General features: G+C 51.1%; 13 protein-coding genes. 2 read left to right on the top strand and 11 right to left on the bottom strand.

Annotated features, from left to right (window positions below; all coding sequences use genetic code 11):
• Window positions 1-147: 147 nt before the first annotated feature.
• The 8 genes from EBB54_RS06060 to EBB54_RS30080 form a co-directional block, all read right to left on the bottom strand.
• Window positions 148-1,641: a family 43 glycosylhydrolase gene (locus EBB54_RS06060; RefSeq protein WP_125126755.1), complete on the bottom strand. Its 1,494-nt coding sequence runs from the start codon at window positions 1,639-1,641 to the stop codon at window positions 148-150.
• A 445-nt stretch (window positions 1,642-2,086) separates the two neighbouring features.
• Complete coding sequence (locus tag EBB54_RS06055) at window positions 2,087-3,796, bottom strand: glycoside hydrolase family 3 protein (RefSeq protein ID WP_125126754.1); 1,710 nt, start codon at window positions 3,794-3,796, stop codon at window positions 2,087-2,089.
• A gap of 427 nt (window positions 3,797-4,223) precedes the next feature.
• Window positions 4,224-5,714: an apiosidase-like domain-containing protein gene (locus EBB54_RS06050; protein ID WP_125126753.1), complete on the bottom strand. Its 1,491-nt coding sequence runs from the start codon at window positions 5,712-5,714 to the stop codon at window positions 4,224-4,226.
• A 102-nt stretch (window positions 5,715-5,816) separates the two neighbouring features.
• Window positions 5,817-7,295, bottom strand: a complete 1,479-nt coding sequence (locus EBB54_RS06045; RefSeq protein ID WP_193554402.1) for an FGGY-family carbohydrate kinase — start codon at window positions 7,293-7,295, stop codon at window positions 5,817-5,819.
• A 123-nt stretch (window positions 7,296-7,418) separates the two neighbouring features.
• The gene (locus EBB54_RS06040; RefSeq protein WP_004068958.1) at window positions 7,419-8,348 is read right to left on the bottom strand and encodes a transketolase family protein; all 930 of its coding nucleotides are present in this window, start codon (window positions 8,346-8,348) and stop codon (window positions 7,419-7,421) included.
• A complete protein-coding gene (locus EBB54_RS06035; protein ID WP_016296899.1) occupies window positions 8,341-9,174 on the bottom strand; it encodes a transketolase in 834 nt (277 codons plus the stop codon). Before EBB54_RS06035 ends, EBB54_RS06040 begins: the two co-directional genes overlap by 8 nt.
• On the bottom strand, window positions 9,171-10,583 hold the full coding sequence (locus EBB54_RS06030) for an L-fucose/L-arabinose isomerase family protein (protein ID WP_125126751.1): 1,413 nt from the start codon (window positions 10,581-10,583) through the stop codon (window positions 9,171-9,173). The genes EBB54_RS06035 and EBB54_RS06030 overlap by 4 nt, the downstream gene beginning before the upstream one ends.
• Window positions 10,584-10,618: 35 nt before the next feature.
• Window positions 10,619-10,765: a hypothetical protein gene (locus tag EBB54_RS30080; RefSeq protein WP_154677775.1), complete on the bottom strand. Its 147-nt coding sequence runs from the start codon at window positions 10,763-10,765 to the stop codon at window positions 10,619-10,621.
• 325 nt (window positions 10,766-11,090) lie between these two features.
• Here EBB54_RS30080 and EBB54_RS06025 point away from each other — a divergent pair, with 325 nt between their 5' ends.
• Window positions 11,091-12,104 carry a LacI family DNA-binding transcriptional regulator gene (locus EBB54_RS06025; RefSeq protein ID WP_125126750.1) on the top strand — a complete coding sequence of 338 codons (1,014 nt, stop codon included), beginning with the start codon at window positions 11,091-11,093 and terminating at the stop codon, window positions 12,102-12,104.
• 312 nt (window positions 12,105-12,416) lie between these two features.
• Here EBB54_RS06025 and EBB54_RS06020 read toward each other — a convergent pair whose 3' ends face one another.
• Window positions 12,417-13,571 carry an IS91 family transposase gene (locus EBB54_RS06020; RefSeq protein WP_125126749.1) on the bottom strand — a complete coding sequence of 385 codons (1,155 nt, stop codon included), beginning with the start codon at window positions 13,569-13,571 and terminating at the stop codon, window positions 12,417-12,419.
• Window positions 13,558-14,439, bottom strand: coding sequence for a tyrosine-type recombinase/integrase (locus EBB54_RS06015; protein ID WP_125126748.1), 882 nt, complete (start codon window positions 14,437-14,439; stop codon window positions 13,558-13,560). The genes EBB54_RS06020 and EBB54_RS06015 overlap by 14 nt, the downstream gene beginning before the upstream one ends.
• 309 nt (window positions 14,440-14,748) lie before the next feature.
• On the opposite strand from EBB54_RS06015, the gene EBB54_RS06010 reads away from it, so the two are divergent.
• Complete coding sequence (locus tag EBB54_RS06010; protein WP_016296902.1) at window positions 14,749-15,879, top strand: AraC family transcriptional regulator; 1,131 nt, start codon at window positions 14,749-14,751, stop codon at window positions 15,877-15,879.
• 190 nt (window positions 15,880-16,069) lie between these two features.
• Here EBB54_RS06010 and EBB54_RS06005 read toward each other — a convergent pair whose 3' ends face one another.
• On the bottom strand, window positions 16,070-17,317 hold the full coding sequence (locus tag EBB54_RS06005; RefSeq protein WP_016296903.1) for a plasmid pRiA4b ORF-3 family protein: 1,248 nt from the start codon (window positions 17,315-17,317) through the stop codon (window positions 16,070-16,072).
• Window positions 17,318-17,323: the final 6 nt, after the last annotated feature.

Genomic DNA, 17,323 nt, shown 5'->3' with positions numbered 1-17,323 from the left:
TTTTATATTCGTGCGTCAACACACATCCGTATAAAAGTCTCTCAATCTCCGTCTCTGCAAAAAATCACTCAATTTCCATCTCTATGTAAAAGTCTCTCAATTTCCGTCTCTGCGAAAAAATCACCGGATTTCTATATCTGCGCAAAATCACGCAATCTCAAATGATGCGAAATCCACCGTTCCCTCTTTTACAAGAAAATAAAGCGCATGTTTTCCTGCTTCCACTTGAAGTCCGGTCGTTACATGCTTCCAGTTCTTTGAATCCACTGCTGCCGACCCGACCATAGTTCCCGCCTGAGGATCGGGACTGTCCGCCCGCACCTCCAGGCATCCAAGGCCCCGCAGCTCCACGGTAATCCGGGATTCCGTTCCTTCAAACTGAAAGTATTTAAAGCCTGCCGCCGACCCGGTACGCAGGTTGCGGATATACGGTTTCAGCCCCTTCTCTCCCGTCTCGTCCGCCTCTTCCGTGATATACGGCATTTCCTCCGGCAGTTCGGGCACTGCCTCGCCCGGGCCGCTCATCACAACCTGCCCTACCTGTTCCCGGTCTGCCTCGGTGAGATGGCAGGCGATGCAGGAGTCATACGCCCCTTTCGCAGGCAGCGGGCCGTCATGGAGTCCGCAGCTTGTAATCTCAATCTGGGGAATGGTTCCGTCCTCCAAAATCTTCACCGCATCCGCGCACCCCTGTCTGGAAAATGCGGTTCCATGGGTATGTCTGTGCCAGAAAATATAGAGCCGGTCCCCGATCCTTTCCAGACCGCCGTGGTTATTTCCTGTATAATTCACTGCAAGGTTATTTCCCTCATATCCCAGGTCTCCATTGGATACGATCACCCCTTTGTACGCAAAAGGGCCCTCGGGAGTATCCGCCGTCCCATAACACAGTTCATGCCCCTGCAGGCTGGAATAGACAAAATAATACCGGTTTCCCAGCTTCCGGATGCTGGACGCTTCAAAAAACGGATGCGCTTCATAGGAAGTCCCCTTTGCCGTATCTATACCATTTGCCACACACTTCGGCTCGCTGATGATGGTATGCATATCCTGTGCCAGCTTCACCATCATGGCCCCCGGAAATATCACCTGCTCCATCCCCGGAAATTTCCGGGCCGGCGCGAATCCATAATAAAGATAATTCCCGCTTTCCTCCGAGAGAATGGCCGGATCGAACCATCGCCCCGCGTCCGGGATTGTACCGTCCTCCCTGCGCACGAAATCCAGAAATTCGTATTGTCCTGCAGGCGTATCACAGACTGCCACGGAAATCACATTTACAAAATCCAGCGCATAGTACAGGTAATATCTGCCGTCCGGCCCCTGCGCCACATCCGGCGCATATAAAAGATGCGGATTTTCCTCCGTTCCCAGGGGCATTCCGATCTCAGGCAGCGTTTTTCCGTAGGGTGCGCCGTTCAGCGGATCCTGCATTTTTTTATAGATAACACCCTCACAGGTCCACACGCCCGGCTCCTCAACCGGTGCGCTCCAGCACACATAATCCTCTTCACAGAATGAGGTCCCTCCAAGCCGGTCATGGCTTCCGTAAATGTAGACCCGATCCCCAAACACATGGGGTTCACCGTCCGGAACAGTCTCCCAGAAAGGAAGGTATGGATTCAGTCCTGATGTTTTCATGAAATTCCTCCTCGAGATTTTTTCAAATGCACTTCAATACTTTTTCATGATAGCAACAGCCGGGGACAGAATCCATGTAGTAATTTATTCAGAATCCGACCTTTTTTCAGTTTGTTTCCCGGCCTTCAAAAATCCTGTGCAGAGCACCTCCTGCCGGCCACTTTTCTGGATATGGCGGCATACAAAAAGCGGCAGAGATAAGTCGAAACTAATGGTGGTAATCCCCATTACTTCCGACTTATCTCTGCCGCTTGCCCTATTCTATGATTTGGATATCTTATGCTGCTTCTTTTCTGTCTATTATAGCTTTTTGCCGGACGGCCTGTCCTTTTGTTTGATTTATAAAAATATCATACTGGATTTTTGCGAAAAATTTTTTAAGCGGCAGAGCTCATCGTTCTTTAGGCCAATCCATTACTATTTATAGTCATGCATCTGCACTTCCTCAAAACTCCGCTCCCCATACCCCGCAGAACGGATCCACCGGATTCACACCCTGAAATGCGGACCTTCCCACGATCTTATCAATCACCTGATCCACCACTTCCTCTGTGGGCGTGTACCCGTTGATAAACGTCCGAAACATGGGCGCATCCAGCAGATGGTATGGGTTTGCGATGGAAATGAACATTGCCGGAACCTCGTTTAAAAACCAGGGTGCGTCCGCCGCCATCAGGTGCAGCCAGTCGATCCTTCTCACGGACTGGTTGCTGGCCGTATCCAGGCATGCCACGTAGACCGCCAGGTCGAATTTGCTTTGGATGTCCTCCACCCCGCCTTCAAACATCTCATGAAAATCCGGTCTGGAATAGTCAAACAGCGTTACCTCAAAGCCTTCCTTTTCCAGCTTTTCCTTTACCAGTCCGATGGCCCCGTCTCCATCCTTGAAGCCGCCCTCCAGGCGGTCCTCCAGAAGGTAAAGGCGGATTCTTTTATATGTATCCGGTGAGATCGGGAGCAGATTCTGTGTATCCTTTACGAGAGTCACACTTTTATCCGCACATTCTCTCGCCCATGCCCGATGCTCTCCGCAGGCAACAACGGACAGCGCCTCTTCCCCGGGCACAAGAGTCCCCCTTTCTTTTTTTCCGGGCAGATCCATGGCCGCCTTCATGGCCAGTATCCGGGTCACGGCCTCGTCCACCCGTTCCATGCTCAGACGGCCGTCTGCGATGGCTTCCTGCACAAACCGGTAATCCTCCCGGATGTCCTTGTTGAACAGGATCATGTCGCACCCTGCTGCCAGTGCTGCCGGGATTGCCTGGGAGCGTTTCATGGAGGTATTGAAGCCCACCATCGGCGTCGCGTCCGTTGTGATCATGCCGTTAAAGCCCAGTTTCCCCCGCAGCAGCCCCTGGAGGATTTCTTTTGACAGGGTGGCCGGAAGGATCTCTTCGTCCTTCAATTCCGGATTGATGTACTTGCTGTACGCAGGCTGCAGGATATGTCCCACCATGACGGACAGAGCCCCTGCGTCCACAACCTCCTGCCAGATGGCCCCGTAGGTTTTGTCATAGTCTTCCACCGACAGGCTGTTCACAGAGGCCACCAGATGCTGGTCCCGTTCGTCCACCCCGTCCCCTGGAAAATGCTTGACCGCCGCGGCAACGCCCTGGTCACTGAGTCCCTTTAGCTGCTCCCTGACAAATGTGGTGACCCGTTTCTGGTCGCTTCCGAAGGTCCGCACGTTGGTGATGGGATTGCGGAAATTCAGATCCAGGTCGCAGATGGGCGCAAAGGCCCAGTTGCATCCCACGGCCATGGCTTCTTTTCCCGCAATCGCCCCCAGGCGGTAAGCCTGTACCGGGTCATCGGTAGCCGCCGCCCCCATGGGCCTTGCAAAATACGTCCCGTCCGAGCAGATCCCGTTGCCGCCGGATTCCAGGTTTGCGCCGAAGAGCATGGGGATTCTGGAATGCTCCTGAAGAAAGCGGTGTGTCTTCTGGATCTCTGCCGCCGGCATGGGCCGGTACATGATCGCGCCGGGTTTGTACTCCTCCAGAAATTCCTTTAAGAAACCTTCCTCCGTATTGCCGCCGACGGGGCAGAACATCTGCCCGATCTTCTCCTCTGTGCTCATCCCCGCCAGTGTGTCGTAGACCCATTTTTCCATTTTGTCATCCAGAAAAAACGGATTTGCTTTTAAATCCAACATCTCATCTTCCTCCTTAACCGCTGCAGCCAATTCTCACGGCATGCTTTTTGGAATCCCTCTGTCCTGATTCTATATACAGCATACGCCTGCAAAAAGTGGAATGCAATGTATTATTTTTTTCTGAATCCGACATTTTTTCAGTGTATGATCGGATGCGTTCGGCTTTCCTGGCTGTTTTCGGTTCGAAGAACAAAAAAAGAAGGAGCAGCCTGGAAATAGGATTTATACACAACATACCGCGCATGTTTGATGATTCGCGATATACTGTAGAAAATCAGCTATTTCCTGACTGCCCCGCCTTTTTTAATTGTAAATTATGAAAGCTATTCTTTTATCTTATCAAGCTCTGCCAAATGAATACCACAAGCTGTCAAGATTACTTTTAATTCAATATACCGATCTTTCATAACTTTATACATACTCTGTTTTACCACTCAAATACTTTCTTTACCGCCTTTTCCTCATCCATATTATAATAGGTCTGTTCTTTCACCGGAGCCTCCGTCTGTTCTCTGGACGCAATCAGCACCCAGTCATGCTCCGGGCCGGAATCCGGGGCGGATACGCTGAGTTTCCCTCCGGCTGCCTGTGCAGTCTCTGCTGCTTCTGCCCTTTGCCCGGCGTGGGTATAGAACTTCCCGTCCCTCGGATTATACCACCACAGGCAGACTTCCCCGTCAAATTCCCGTGGCGCTTCCGGCTTCCACACATTTCCCAGGTTCAGGACAGCCCCGCCCCCGCTTGGAAAATAGACGCAGGCAAACCTTTCATCCAGGCAGGTACATGCCTGCAGATGCAGATCCAGCACATCCTCCCCCTCGGTCTGAGGCAGTATCTCCCGGGCCGGACGGGCGGTCATGATCTGCAGGCTGTCAGAAAACTGCCGCAGATAGCGGATCTGTTCAGAGCCCTCGGACTGCAGCGCTTCATACCATGTCTGGCTGCTGATGGGGCTTTTCTCCTGCTCGGAAACGCAGCACCATACGGAAGCGTGCCCGTAGGTATACCCAAACGCGCCGGAAAACAGCGACCAGTAGGCCCGTTTTCTTGTCATCCAGGAGCCGTGCATCTTCGTTTCCGGAGTGATGGGCCAGGAGGTGGGCATCATCTCGTAGGCAGGCTCCCCGTCCCATACCGGCATCACTTTTTTGCGGCTGTATTCCTTTTCCACCAGTTCATAATTTTTCGGTGTCAGGCCATGGCCGGACTGCAGCATGATAAAATCAATCCAGGCTTCCTCGTCCGTCCAGTAGGACATGGTGGAGCATTCCCCTGTCTGCATCTCGTGGCATGCGTGGTAGGTCATCAGGACGTCCTTCCAGGCATCGTCAGGCTGGTTGTACTTTAAGTCCTGACCCAGCACGCCTTTGGCGATTCCTTCCGCCAGGCGCCTCCACACATTTTTATAATCCACCCCGTCATGGATGGGCTGGCGGTCTCCTCCAAGACACCAGAGGATATGGTTTTTCTCCCGGTAGCGGTTTCCGATCCACCGGCCGTAGCGGTACGCGTTTTCTTCGGTAATCGTCTTTTCATAGGTACAGCCGCTCCAGTCGCTTCCAACCACCAGCTGGCCCCACACGGGCAGGAGCAGGACATAGAAGCCGTACGACTCCGCCTTGTCCAGAATCCAGTCCAGGTATTCAAAATAACGCTCGTTTGGCGTATCCGGATCGTCATTTAAAAGCGCCTTCTCCCCGGACGGGCTGTGCATCTCTATATCCCGCTCCGGGTCCAGCGCCACGATCTGGAGCACGGTAAAGCCCTGGCTTTTTCTCTTTTTCATCAGATATTCCACATCGTCCCATTTCAGCCTCTGGGGGATCGTCCAGTTCGTGTCCGCAATCCATGTAAACGGCCTGCCGTCGGCAGTGACAAAATAACGCCTGTTTTCTGAAATCCTTAATTTCTCCATCATTTCTCCCTCTTTTATTATATGCAGTCTGCAAAACAGATCTTTATCTATTCCTTTATAAGCAGTCAGCAGGACAGATTTTGATACAGTACTTTACATCACGGCTCAGGACAGAACCTTTTTTACAGCACGCTTCCATCCCTCGTATTTTTTATTCCGTAATTTTTCCTGCATGTTCGGTGTATATTTTTTACGGCCCAGCTTTTCAAAAATGGTTTCGTCCCAGACGCCAAGCGCCAGTCCGGCCGCATAGGCGGCCCCCATCCCGGAGAGCTCATCGGAATCCGGCACCTGTACGTCGATCCCGGCAATGTCGCTCTGAAACTGCATGAGATACGCGTTTCTGGTCGGCCCGCCGTCCACCCGCAGCTCATGGACCTCCACCCCGGAATCCTCGCTCATGGCCCCGATCACATCCTGGATCTGGTAGGCAATGCATTCCAGTCCGGCCCTTACGATCTCCGCCCGTCCGGTGGTCCTGGTCATTCCGGTGAGCATGGCGGTGGCCCGGCTGTCCCAATAGGGCGCGCCCAATCCGGAAAATGCCGGAACCAGATACAGCGGATCGTCTGGCGCCGCCTGCTCTGCCAGGGCCTGGGTTTCCTGGGGACTGTCGATCATTTTCAGGTCGTCTTTGAGCCAGGTAATCACGGCCCCCGTATAATTTAAGTTTCCTTCCAGCACATAATTGACTTTGCCGTCCATGCTCCATGCCAGGGACGTGACCACCCCGTGGGTGCTTAACACAGGATTCTCACCGATGTTCATCATGATGGACGATCCGGTGCCGTAGGTGGATTTCATCATGCCCGGCTGCAGGCAGCCCTGTCCGAACAGCGCGCCGTGGGAGTCGCCCAGCACGCCGTGAATCGGAACCGGATTCGGGAGCAGCCCGTCAAAATCCGTTTCTCCGAAGTTGGAATTGGAGTCGCACACTTCCGGAAGATTGTTCGGATTGATTCCGAATATTTCACAGATTTCCTCATCCCATTTCAGGTCAAAAATGTTGAAAAGCTGTGTCCGGGACGCATTGGAAAAATCGGTTTTATAGGAGGCTTTGCCGGTCAGCTTGTAGATCACCCAACTGTCAATGGTTCCGTGGCAAAGCGTTCCTGCGTCTGAGAGTTCCCTGGCGCCTTCCACATTTCTTAAGATCCAGGCGATCTTGGATGCCGGAAAATAGGGGGACAGATTCATGCCTGTCTTTCGGCGGATTTTCTCCCCATGGCCCGCCGCTGCCACCTGGTCGCAGAGATCTGCGGCCCGGGCGCACTGCCACACCACCGCAAGCCCCACAGGCTCCCCGGTGATCCGGTTCCATGCCAGGGAGGTTTCCCGCTGGTTGCTGATCCCCACACCGGCCACCTTGTCCCTGTCGATCTGCGTCTCCTCCAACAGCCTGGCGGTCACCGCAATGATATTCTGGTAAATCTCCATTGGGCCGTGGGACACCCAGCCCTTCTCATCGATGATCTGCCGATGGGCCTGATCCACCCTCCGGATCAGGTTTCCGGCCGAATCAAATAATAATGCTTTTGTTCCCTGGGTACTTTGATCAATACTGATTATATATTGTTCTGACATCATTCACCCCATCCTTCATCTGGATGCCAGTATGCTGATTCCTGCCATCCCTTCCTATTTTGATTGAAGCCACATCAGAATCTACGGACAGCATCCTTCTGATGTGGCTATCTATGATCGTCTTTACAGCAATTCCATGGCTTTCTTTGCGATTCCTTCCGCATTCAGTCCGTAATGGTCAAATACCTCCTTTGACGTTCCGGTGATCACCGGCGCGTCAGGCAGGGCAAGGTTGACCACTTTTCTCGGGCATTCGCTTCCCACCACCTGGCTGACCATGGAGCCCAGTCCTCCGAAGGGCGCATGCTCCTCCACCGTGAGCACTGCCTTTGCCCCGGATGCCGCTTTTACGATGGCCGCTTTGTCCAGAGGCTTGATACAGTACATATCCACGACTGCGGCATGGATGCCCTTCTCTTCCAGAAGCTTTGCCGCATCCGCCGCCGGCTTTACCATTTCCCCGCAGGCTATGATGGCAATATCTGTACCTTCCCTCAGAACCGTTGCACGATCCATTTCAAAGGGCACGTTTCCTTCTTCGTAGACATCCTCCACCGGATTTCTGCCGACCCGGATGTATGCCGGCTTCTCATCCTTTAGCAAAGCCTTGAATAAATGTTCTGTCTGCAGGCGGTCGCTGGGGATATAGACCCGCATGTTGGGAATGGAGCACATAGCCGCGATATCCTGGGCGGAATGGTGGCTCATGCCGAGAGCCCCGTAGCTGACGCCGCCGCTGATCCCGATCAGTTTTACGTTGGTGTTGGAGTAGGCCACATCCACCTTGCACTGTTCGTAGCTTCTGGTGCTTAAGAAACTGGCCGGCGAGGACGCATAAGGCTTCTTTCCGCATTTTGCCAGACCTGCGGAAATGCTCACCAGGTTCTGCTCCGCAATCCCCACTTCCACGAACTGCTCCGGATAGGTGTCCGCAAATTTCGTCATGGACGCGCTTCCTCTGGAATCGCTGCAGAGCGCCACCACATCCTTATCCTCCTTTGCCGCCTCAACCAATACGTCACAAATGACCTGTCTGTTCGCTATCTTATTCATGGAGCAGCGCCTCCTTTCTCTCCTTCAGATCTTTTCTGATCTGCGCCAGTTCCTCCTGGTTCGGTACCTTGTGGTGCCATCCTGCTTTATGTTCCATCACCGGGGAGCCTTTTCCCTTGACCGTGTTGGCGATCAGTACCGTAGGTCTCCCTTTGGTTTCTTTTGCTTCCTCGAAGGCCGCCTTTAACTGGGAAATGTCGTTGCCGTCCGCTACATCGATGACATGCCAGCCAAATGCCCGGAATCGTTCGTGGAGGTCGTCATGGGCCATCACGTCCTCTGTATTTCCGGAGATCTGGAGGCGGTTTCGGTCTACCACTGCGCACAGATTATCCAGCTTGTAATGGCTTGCGGCCATGGCGCCTTCCCACACGGAGCCTTCCGCCAGCTCTCCGTCGCCCATTACGGTATAGGTGCGGTATCCCTGCCCATTCATCTTTGCCGCCAGCGCCATGCCCACGCAGACCGGCAGCCCGTGTCCCAGAGAGCCGGAGTTCATCTCAATACCCGGCAGCTTGTTGTTGGGATGGCCGATGTATTTGGAACCGAATTTGCTGAATTTTTCAATCACTTCCTCAATCGGGAAAAATCCTTTTTCCGCCAGCACCGCATAGTAGGCTTCCATGGAATGGCCTTTACTCATGACAAATTTATCTCGGTCCGGATCGTCCATATTTTCCGGGCTGATATTCATTTGGTCAAAATACAGCTCGGTCAGGATCTCCATGACGCTCATATCGCCGCCGATGTGTCCGGTTTTCCCTTCTACGATAATGTCAATGGTGCGTTCCCGCATTTCATAAGCCAATGCTTTCAAATTGCTCATAATGCAACGTCCTCCCCTCTCAGGTATGCTTTTACGTCTTCCTCGATCGGATCGTACAGATCCGGTGTGACTCCGATATATTTACATGCTTCGTATAAGACCGGCACTACATTTTCATGAATGCCGACGCAGTGGTGGATGTACGGGCCTTCCACGATCTTCGCCTCCAGGCGTTTGATGTTGTCCACCTCTACCCAGAGGTAGGTGCCCATGCCCTTCGGCCCTTCGATTCCCTTCGCGTTTCCAAGGAGCAGGGAATAGTCGCCGTGGTCTCCGTCAAATCTCACCAGACTCACCTTGCCGTGGTGTGCCTCCGCGGTGATGCTGCCGGGATGATCAAATGCTAATGGATAGGTGATCTTCGGTGTTTCCTTTGCCACCGAAATGGGCCATGGGCCGCAGTGCTGCAGCAGTTCCCCGTTTGCCACATCCGGATGGCGGATGGTCCAGTCCGCGAAGAAGCTTCTCTTCTCTCCCAGGCTTGCCGCTTCGGTGATCAGAGCGGTGACGGCTCCGTGGATGTCTGTCTCGCAGACCACCGGAATTCCCTCCTCGTTCATCAGCGCATTTGCCGCGCAGGGCATAATGCCGATCTCGGACTGGAGCTGGTTCCAGCACTGGATGGCCGCTGCCTGGCAGCCGTATTTGTTTACCAGGCGCTTCATTGCCACTTTGAGGGCCGCTACGTTTTCCAGTTCTTCGTCCTTGACGCAGATCTCCATATGGTCCCGGCAGTACTGGATCACTTCCGCTACCTCCCTGCCCTCTTCCTTTGCCTTCTTCATCTCATCGGTCAGCTCCGGCATAGGGATGGGGGTGAGCTGGATGTTGAATTTCTCCAAAAGCTCTCCTTCGTTGCACATGGTGGACCAAAATTCATAGGGTCTTGTGGAAATCTGTAAAATGCGGATGTTCCGGAAGGTCTTCACCACATTGCAGACTGCCAGGAAATCCCGCAGGCCCCGCTCAAATACCGGGTCTTCCAGGCGGCAGTTGGTCATGTATGTAAAGGGGATGTTGAATCTCCGCAGTACCTTTCCTGTCGCGAACAGGCCGCACTGGGTATCCCGGAGCCTGGTGCCGTCCGCTTCCGGCCGCTCGTCCAAGGGTCCCCACAAAAGAACCGGTACGTTTAAGTCCTTGGCAAGGCGGGCACATTCAAATTCGGTTCCGAAATTGCAATGGGGAAGGAAAAGCCCGTCGATGTTTTCCCGCTTGAATTTTTCCGCAATTTTGATGCGGTCCCCGTCATCGTAGAGCAGACCCTCTTCGTTGATGTCCGTGATGTCCACAAAATCAATGTTCAGCTCCTTAAGGCGCTGCGCCGTCAGCCCCCGGTATTTTACCGCGTCGGGCGCGCTGAAAATACTTCTTCTTGTTGGTGCGTAGCCGATTTTTATCGTTGCCATGTTTGTTCCTCCGTTTCTTTGATTGCATGTTTTGGTTACAGTCCCCAGTCGATCCGGCTTTGAATTGCAGCCTGCCTTCTGTTCACAGCAAATGCCGCGAAAAACAGCGGATCATCTGCATCCCGGACAGATCTGTGTTCTTCCGTTCCCCTTATCTTGAATCTGGTATCATCATAATACATAATTTTCTAAATTTCATTCGATTATTAAGTGTTTTAAACTAAATTATTACTAAATTTCATCTACTTCTATTGCATTTCTCAGGTAAATCATGCATACTGATTGTAAAAACATGTTACAATTCACAGTCAATGTCATTCACTTAAGGCTTTGCCATGCCAATATCGCACGTATTTGCGCATATGTCTGATCATGCAGAACTGCCCTTGACAGCTAAGTCAGATCCGTCAAACGCTGCTTGCAAAAAGCGGATTGGCAGTTTTTATCTGGCTGTGAATCGAAACAAAAGTAAGGAAAACCTGCCGCTAAATATGAAGGAGATTTTAGATGAAGATTACCGCAAAAGAACTCGCAGCAAAACTGAATTTATCGCCGGCCGCTGTCAGCATTGCCTTAAACGGCCGGCACGGGGTCAGCACAGAGACCCGCAAACGGGTGCTGGATGCCGCAGAAAAATACGGCTATGATTTTACAAGGATCTCGGAGAAAAAAAGGGCCTCCGGAACGGTCTATTTCTGTATCTATAAAAAGCACGGCGCCGTGGTGGGGGACACGCCGTTCTTTTCCCAGGTTTCGGAGGGGATTGCCTCCGGCTGCAAAAAAGCGGAATTTCGGATGAAGGTGACTTATCTGTATGAGGATTCGGAGCTGGAACGGGAGATCGAGGAGATCCAGTTCTCTGACTGTGTGGGCATGATCCTGCTTGGAACCGAGATGATGCCGGAGGATTATACCCATTTTTCCCATCTGCCTTTTCCGGTGATCTTTTTGGATACGTCCATGGAAGGGGTTGCCTGCGACTGTGTGCTGATGGACAATGTCCTGGGGGCGTTCCAGGCGGTCAGCCACCTGATCAAGCGTACCCGCTGCCAGCCCGGTTACCTGCATTCCTTCTATCCGATCAGCAACTTTAACGAACGGCAGGACGGTTTTTACAAGGCGCTCCGCACCCACGGCCTGTCCACCTCCAGCTCCATCGTCCACCGGCTTCCCCCGTCCATGGACGGTGCTTACAGCGATATGCTGGAGCTTTTGAAGGCCGGGACGCCCACCGCTTCGGCCTACTTTGCGGACAACGACTGGATCGCCTTGGGCGCCATGAAGGCTTTTAAAAAGATGGGGTACCGGATTCCGGATGATGTGGCGGTGGTCGGGTTTGACGATATTCCTTTCTGCACCGTCATCGAGCCGTCCCTTACCACCATACGGGTACCCAAGCAGTCCATGGGGGAGGCTGCCGTTTCCCGCCTCATGACGCGGCTGGAGCAGCCGGGGGCGCCGATGGAAAAAATCCGGCTCGGTACGGAGCTGGTTCGGCGGCGCTCTGTAGCCGCAAAATGATTTTTCCTTGCAAAAGAGATGCCATCTGCTATAATTATTAAGTGAAGTATCAGATTCAGAGCAGATTAAAAGAGCAGCTCTGGAAAAACACAGAACTGCTCGGAATCTGATTCTTCGCAATTGTAGCAAGTCGCGGACGTTTAGCCGAAAAAGGTATGGGGATTGTATCCTCCCGGAGAGCCTGAAAATGAAAAAACAATCCGAAAACCTATGAAATCCAACAGGATGCTGAGGGCTCAAAATAAATTTGGGCATGCTTCGCAGACCTTCCCTTGGAAGATCTTAAAAAAACAGTATGGATGGGAAGGCACTTTACCGCGGTTTCGCATAAACCCTTCCCAGGTGCTTCATGTTCATACAGCCGCATTCCGGACAGACCCGTATATCGAAATTCCAGACTGCCTTGAGCAGTTCCGCTATGGACAGATCCTGATACCGGCGTTTAAATCTCTGATATCCTTGCAGCTTGAAGATCAGTTTCAGGTTTTTGGATTTCATCCGGTTGTTGAGAAATCCATAGTAGCGGATCCTTTGAAATCCATGAGGAAGCACATGCATCAGGAAACGCCGGATGAATTCTTCATTTTTCAGAGATATCTGCCGCCTGTGTCCTCCGGGGTTCTTTGCCCTGGCGGAAAATGTAGTTTCGGAATCCGTAACAGAAAGGATCCGGCTGTTTGAGATCGCGATTTTATGTGTGTAACGGCCAAGATACTCAAGGGCGTTGCCGAAACCGCGAAAGGTTTCTTTTATAAAAGGACACCAGTCTTTTCCGTAAAGGAGGTCTTTGAATTCTTTCCATTCGTAAGGATTCCGCAGCTTTTCACAGGAAGCGGAAAACACAAGCTTTCCGCAGCGGTAGTATTCCTCCAGAAGAGAGAGGTATTTCCCTTTGAACTTCTCTCTGAGGACACGTACCGGGATAAAAAATGTGCCCTTTGAAGTTTTGACCTGACGGTTTTTTGTGAGTCCGCCGCCGGAAACAATACAGTGCATATGTACATGGTAGGAAAGCTCCTGGTTCCATGTATGCAGGACCTGGATGATGCCGGGGACTGCCCCGAGGTATTTCGGATTCTGTGACAGATCTAAAAGTGTTTGGGAGCAGCATTTGTGAAAAAGGCTGTATAAAAGTGTCTGGTTACAGTAGAGCAGGGGGTTCAACTCATGAGGAAGTGTAAATACCACATGAAAATATGGGGAATCAATGACCTCCTCCCGTCGCTTGTCCACCCAGATCTCGTTTTGTACCGCCTGACAGTTGGGACAGTTCCGATTCCGGCAGGAATTATTGTGGATTTCTATGTGTCCGCAATCCTGGCACCGGGAGACGGAGAATCCCAGGCTGCCGGTCTTGCAGTTCATGATGGCATGTGCTGCCTTCTCCTGAACAGGGAAGGGAGCCGAGGAAGCACAAAAGGATTCCCAGTTTTGCTGAAAGATCTTCTGTATCTTATACTCGGCCACGATATTCACCTGCCAGTCTGTCCAGGGGGCTTACGGCACAGGTTGTACCATTAGAAGCCAGATGGACGTAGATCGTGGTAGAAGTAATAGATTTATGTCCAAGCAGGGCTTTGATGGTAAGCAGATCCGTGCCATTCTCATAGAGGTGGGTACCGAAAGCGTGCCGGAAGGTATGGCAGGAGATCCGGTGTTCCCATCCCAGCCGTTTTTCATGCAGAGCGATATGATGTGGGATATGCTCATGGTTGAGGGGCCTGGTTTTATCCCGCTGCTGTGTGAACAGCCAGTCCCTTGGGCGAGCCCCTGCCGGGAAGGAATACCAGTATTCCAGGATGGTATCCCATGCGGTATCCGAAAGGATGGCATATCTGGAGGAACGGTTTTTGGCCTGCCGTATAAAGATACGCTTGTTGGAATGCTCAATATCAGGGCATTTTAAATTCCGGACTTCGCAGGAACGTAATCCAGCCGAATACAGAAGGGTGACAAAGGCCTTGACCTTAAGATCGGGAATGGTGGAGATAAAAGTCCAGGTGTCTTTCTGGGAGGGGACATAGGGAAGATATTCGTCAAACCTGCGCCTGGGAAGCTGGGAATCATCCCATGTTTTGTGGAGCACATAGATGGTAAAAAAACGGAGCTGTGAGATGACAGCGTTCATGGTTCTGTCCGAAAGGGAACGGACTTTCTGTAGCCAGCGGATAAAATCGCGGAGTTCCTGCCAGGAGACATCTTGAGGGTCTTTGCATAGGAAGACGGAAAGATAATCCAGATAAGCAGAAATATAAGTGGAGTAGGATGTCACTGTGTGGTGTGTAAGGCCGCGTAGGGAAATCATTTCCCGGTAAGAATTCAGATAATTGTCCATAATGGGACCTCCTTTGTAAGATAAAATGTAAAAAGTGACAGTTCATCCAAAGGAGGTGGACGCGAAAAGCAAAAAATGTAGTTGTTAAGAGTAAAGATCCATGATAAACTAAGCATAGCAGTTCCCGTATAATGCGATTGTTTTGGTAGGGGTATCTTAACAATACTACAAAAATATGGAAACTGCTACTTTTTTTGGGAAAATGTGGCGGCTTTATGTAATTGGGGCTAGCCGTCGCGCTAGCGACTTGGTACAATGGAAATATACTGGCAGCACATTTTTTCTGCTTATACGCAACTGGGAGGTATTATGCCATACTATATAACCTACGGTGAATTTCAGTATCACCTGCAAGACTACTTTAAACGAACGGGAAGCCGGATGCAGTTTCCGGAGATGACGGACTATCTGTTCCGCAAGGGGATGATGTCCCCCACTCCGCCCCCGGAGCTTCCCACGAATAAGATGTTCGGAGATTTGACGGATGAGGAATTTGACAAGGCTGTCAATTCCTTTGTCCTTGCACTGACTCCATACCAGTCCGTCTCCTCCGATGTTCCGGAGCATGATATCATCCCCCTGGCACGGGACGTCTACATCATCCGGCATCCCCGTTATACGCGGCCGTACAAGCATACGCACAATTATTTTGAGATCAATTTCGTCGCCTCCGGGGAATGCGACCTGGCGTTTGAAAATGAGCAGAGAGTTTTAAAAGCCGGAGAGCTGTGTATCATTGCGCCCTCCTCTAAGCATGACGTGATCATCAATGACGACGAATCCGTTGTATTTACGATTATGATCCGGAAGAGTACATTTAACACGACTTTTTTCTCCCTGATGTCGCAGAAAAACCTGCTCTCCCACTTTTTCCGCACGATCCTGCAGGGGGATGCCCACTCCAACTATCTGCTGTTTTACTCCGACGATATCCACTGGCTGAAGATCATCGTCCGAAACGCCATGGCCGAATGCTACAAGCAGGATACGTTCAGCAACAGCAACGCGATCAACTGGATTCACCTGTTTTTTTCACATTTACTGCGGGATTACAGTAAAACGGTGCAGTTCTACAATTACCAGCTTGGAACGGATTTTTCCCTGATCCTGCAGTATATCCAGCACAATTACCAGACGCTGACGCTGGCGTCGCTGGCAGAATTTTTCCACTACAGCGAGCCCCATCTGAGTACGCTGATCAAGCAGAATACCGGCTGCGGCTTTACGGCGCTGATCAAGCAGCTCAGGATGGCCGATGCCACCTCGTTTTTGATCAATACGAAAATGAAGATCAGTGAGATTGCGGAGTGCGTGGGCTACAATTCGGCGGATCATTTTTCGCGGATCTTCCGTTCGGAATACCAGATGTCGCCCCAGGAATACCGGAAGAAGCACCAGAGCGCGGAGGATCTGTTCCAGCCCATGGCCCAGGTGAATTGATTTCTGATAGCGCGAAAAATCTGTCTCCCTTTTTTACATACACGGATATACAGAAAACCTGCCGCTGGCGGCTTTTCTGCATACGATGGTATCCAAAACAGCAGCAATCGAAAAACAGACGTCTCTGGTTTGCCGGGTCTGCATTTTCGATTGCTGCTGTTTCAAATGGCTGCTAATTTTTTTCTATATCCTATTCTTCCTCATCGTAATCTTCATCGTAGTCTTCGTCATACTCTTCATCATATTCCTCATCCCACATGGGGTATTGCATCGGCGCCGGATTTTTTGACTTGACGATCACAGGCTTTGACACAGATCCGTCTGCAATTTTGACCACCTTGATTTCAAACCACCAGGAATCTCCGAAATCAAACAGATAGGTAAATTTCATCCCTTTTCTAGGAGACAGTTTTCCCAATGCAGTCTTATATACGGACTCTGCCGCTCCCGAACCCATAGATTCCGGGACAGAGTATGTTTTTTGAAGCGGCTCTTTCCCGACATAAAATTCATACAGATGGTCGTTGTCAAAGTCGAACGCTTCCTGGATCATCATATGCAGGTCATACAGGGAGTTCCTCTGATTCATCCGGATCGTGCGGCTGCAGTCATAATATCTCATACTGACTTCCAGATCTACGGTCTGATCCAAAATCTCAATCTGAGCTGGCATAAAAATCTCTGACAATGTATATTTTTTCTGTCCAGGCTCCAGAACATCCATTGATTTGAGAAAGAAGCTTTCTATTTTCTTCTCTTTCTCCCATATGCCTTCTTCTCTGATATGGATCTCATGATACAGACGGAAAGCTGCATTCAGAGCAGGAAGCACTTCGATTTCCCAGGGAACAAACGCTGCTTGCATCTCCCCTTTTCTCTGTATCCTGATCAGACGAAGTTCTTCCAGATGAGCCGTGATTCCTTTTTCGGAAGAATACTCATCGGGAAACACCCCATACATACACGGATATACGTTTCCTGTCTCGGGTTTTGTTGTTTCATACCATTGGAAGAATGGCCGGATATGAGATAGGGCATACTTGTCTCTCAAAAAATTTACATCATACAGGAAATTGAGAAGGAACAGCGTATATCGCTCCAATATGGGAGCATTTTGGAACAGGGTATAGTTCCTGCCATACACCATACCGGTTTCCGCCGCGTTTAACTCCAGAATATGATACTTTAAGGCAGCGTAGTAAAAAAAGTGAATCACAGGATAATGCTTCTGAAACCGGGTCGCTTTTTCATATTCTTCTTTTCGATGGAAAAGCCTGTTCAGTTCAAAGCAATCTTTTTTTCCGATATGCGCAGTGGTTTTAGAAAGCTTTGCCTTATGTTCAACGAGATACTTACAGAACGCTTCAAAATCCCGGCAGATGATTTCGGCATCGCCGGATGGAATTTGAATCGCGGGGGTCTTCTTTTGTTTTGCCATGGGTAA

It is taken from the genome of Schaedlerella arabinosiphila (genome assembly GCF_003885045.1).
GTDB lineage: Bacteria > Bacillota > Clostridia > Lachnospirales > Lachnospiraceae > Schaedlerella > Schaedlerella arabinosiphila.
Note: the sequence above shows the minus strand (reverse complement) of the source record. Positions and strands in the feature narration are given on the sequence as shown.